At 58.3% G+C, this 3,053-nt stretch carries 2 protein-coding genes; both read right to left on the bottom strand.

Translation table 11 applies throughout. The features are described from left to right. Positions 1-200: 200 nt before the first annotated feature. On the bottom strand, positions 201-1,706 hold the full coding sequence (locus GBM95_RS11425) for a C69 family dipeptidase (protein ID WP_152159208.1): 1,506 nt from the start codon (positions 1,704-1,706) through the stop codon (positions 201-203). A gap of 252 nt (positions 1,707-1,958) precedes the next feature. After that, positions 1,959-2,654 (bottom strand): YczE/YyaS/YitT family protein, encoded by a 696-nt coding sequence (locus GBM95_RS11420; protein ID WP_226963306.1) that lies wholly within the window; start codon positions 2,652-2,654, stop codon positions 1,959-1,961. Positions 2,655-3,053: the final 399 nt, after the last annotated feature.

Below are 3,053 nucleotides of genomic sequence, written 5' to 3'. Positions count from 1 at the left end.
CGCCTCACGACGGACACCCTTGCCTCTGGCTGTGAGCTTGGCACTACCTCCTGCTCATCGGGACTTTCACCCTATAGAAATCGCCCATGCCGGGCACACTACGAAGCGGCCCGGAATGCCAGGCGATTCCGGGCCGTCTTTCTTTTCCGGCCCCGGGTGCGCTTCATCGCTGCGCACCCGGAGTCCTGACCTCAAAGAAATCAGTCCTTCTTCGAACGGTTGGCGAAGAAGTTCGCCTTCTGGATGTCTTCCGTGCGGACCGTGAAGACCTGATTGAGCAGATCCTCAGTCAGCGCTTCCGCATCGGCCATCGCCTGAATGCTGAAGTGGTCGAGATCGGCCTGAGCCTTCTTCGGATCGGTCTTCACGGTCTTCACGTACTCGGCTTCAAAGGCGGCCTGGCGCTTGGCAAGCCCCTTTTCAAAGTCCGCATAGGCCTTCGTCACGATGGGCGCGAGCTTCGGATAGTCCGTCATCACGAGCGTCTGGAGCTTTCTGAACTTCCAGTAGAGGCTCGAGGAGTCGGCCTTGTCCGTACCCTCGCCCCAGTGCTTCGGATAGGCGGACATGCCCGAATAGATCGGCACGTAGACGGAAAGATCCGCCATGCCCATCGCGAGATAGGTCACTTCGCCGATCGCCTTCGGGAGCCACGGACGAACCTGCATCACGTGCGATTCATATGTGCGGAAGACGCTGATCGGACGATAGGGTTCGGCGTCGCCCTTGAGGCCATTCGTATACGGGTCGTGCGAAGCGAGTTCGCCCGATTCGTAGTGGTTGCGCAGAATCGTCTTGAGGTCCTCAACCGTCACCTTGCTGTCGGGCGTCGCCCAAACGGGGAAGCTGCGGCCGTCCGTCACCTTCTGATTGAGCGACGGCGTCAGAATCTTCTGCACCTGCCAGACGCGCGGATCGTTGTAGTCGCGGTCGCGCGCATCGTCGCGCGTATAGGCCTTCGAGAAATTGAATTCTCCGTCCTTCTTTGGATCATAGAAGCCGTTCTTCGTCGCCCACTCGACGAGGGTCTTCGAAGCAAGGAAGTCCGGGCTCTTCGGGTCGTACTGCTGCAGGCGCCCCTGATTGCCCGACGCGAAATACTTGTCCTTCGGCGTCCTCTGGGCGAGCCACTGGTGGCCCGTGCCGGTTTCGAAGTACCAGACTTCCTTTTCGTCCATCAGGACGACGCCGAAGCCTTCGCCCGCACCGATCGTTTCAACGATGCGGCCGAGAAGCTCAACGCCTTCGCGGGCCGTTTTCACGCGCGGCAGAAGAACTTCGGGGATGTCGTCTTCGGTTATGCCGGTGGCTTCGTTATAGGGGTCGATTTTGAGCGCATCGTCGCGCGCAAAGATCGATTCCGTACCGGAGAAGCCCACGCCCGCCTCGTTGAAGCCCGTGGCGCCGTGCACCTGGGTCTTCCAGTTCGGGACCGTGGTGTAGCGCATGCCGTTCTCGGGAAGCGGATATTCAAAATTGTTGGCGCCATGGTGGTCCGCCGTGCGGTACATGCCTTTCACGCCTTTCGTCGCCGGATGGATCACGAGGTGCTGAGCCTTGAGCGCAGAGCTGTCGGCAGCGCGGGCGATCAGGATCGAGCCGTCGGCGGTGGCGCCGGAACCCACCACGACGGTGGTGCAGGCGAGCGCGGAGCCGCAGGCAAGAGCAGCAGCGGCTGCGAGGGCGGCGAGCTTGAAATGACGCATGGGAATTCTCCTCAAAGGTGGCTCTGGAGACTTCCTTTCTCATGATCGCGCCGGGATTTTTGCGGGAATCTCTGGTCAGGAGTCCCTGAAGGGACGGCGCGAAAGAGTGAAGTCTCCGAAATTTGGGGAAAGGCGGAAGCGCCTTCCCCTCGGACAGGCCGATTCTTGCCCATCTAAGCAAAAGTGCCTAGAGGAGAAAATACCCATGGTCCAATCCGGCACGGCGGCAGTGCGGATTGGGAACGCCTGTTTTCAGGACTTGCCGCCGGGTCCGATATGGACCTGGTGCGGCTTTTGGTCTTTCGGTTCCGGAAAGAAATGAACGATGCCCTTGACGAGAAAGCCCACGAGAAAAGCGGAAATGACCGTGCCTTCGCGAATGCCCGTGAGCGTGCCCAGCACCGCAAGCGAGAGAAGCGCGGCAATGACGACAAGCGACACGTCGTTCACGATCTTCTTCGTCCCGAAGGATTTCCGCAGAACCGCCGCATAGACGATGACGACGCCTTCGCCCGGCTGCACGATGGTCTTGGAGCGGATCTGGAGAAAGACGCCCGCGGCAAGCACGACGTTTCCGAGAAGGCTCATGGCGAAACCCGTGAGCCAGGTCTCCGGCGCATGAGCGCCGAGAAGCCACATGTTGAGGTCGATGAAGAGTCCGAAAACGAGGACCGCCGGGATCTGGAGGAGATTGAGCACCGTAAAGCGGCTTCTAAAAAGCACCGCCTCGATGAGAACGAAGAAGACATTGAGGATGAAGGTCGTCGTGCCGAAGGTGAGCGGAAAGATCTTCGAGAGCACGAAGGGCAGCGAACTGATGGGCGTCGTGCCGAGGCCTGAGAGCGCGGTGCAGCTGATCCCGAAGGTCGCGCACTCAATCCCGATGAGAAGCATCAGGATGCGGCGAACGGGATTTTGAAAGCGTTTCGAGGGAAGAGAATTCTGCATGGCCGGCGGAAAACTTTAAGGCGCCCGAGTTTAGCACCGGATACATTTGTTAACGGGAAGCTCTTCCGCGCGTTTCCTGATTGAGCGGCACCGGGCAGAGAGTGAGAGAGCGCACGCACGAGTGGACGTCTTCCATCCGGCGACCTTCTTCATCTCAACGTTGTCATTGAATGAGAACACGCGCCTCAGCGCGATTCCCGAAATGTTATGTGCACGGGATTAAAAATCCAAAACCGTAAATAGTCTTCCATCAGAAAATAATCACTCTCAGGTTATTCGAATCTGAGTCGTCAGTTTTTAGGGCTCTATGACGTTTAGTGTGGGTAACCACACTTTAAAGCCTGAGTCCATCTGCTGAAATCCAGATTACCTGCAACGAGATAAATCATTGTTTTGAAG

The organism is Sutterella seckii (genome assembly GCF_009183815.1).
In the GTDB taxonomy this organism is placed as follows: Bacteria; Pseudomonadota; Gammaproteobacteria; order Burkholderiales; family Burkholderiaceae_F; genus Sutterella; species Sutterella seckii.
The sequence above is the reverse complement of the archived record's forward strand: the minus strand, read 5'-3'. Positions and strand labels throughout refer to the sequence as shown.

What these genes read in the sequence shown, in the direction of transcription:
- GBM95_RS11420 (WP_226963306.1), bottom strand. Translation starts at nt 2,654, where the DNA reads ATGCAGAATTCTCTTCCCTCGAAACGCTTTCAAAATCCCGTTCGCCGC.
- GBM95_RS11425 (WP_152159208.1), bottom strand. Translation starts at nt 1,706, where the DNA reads ATGCGTCATTTCAAGCTCGCCGCCCTCGCAGCCGCTGCTGCTCTTGCC.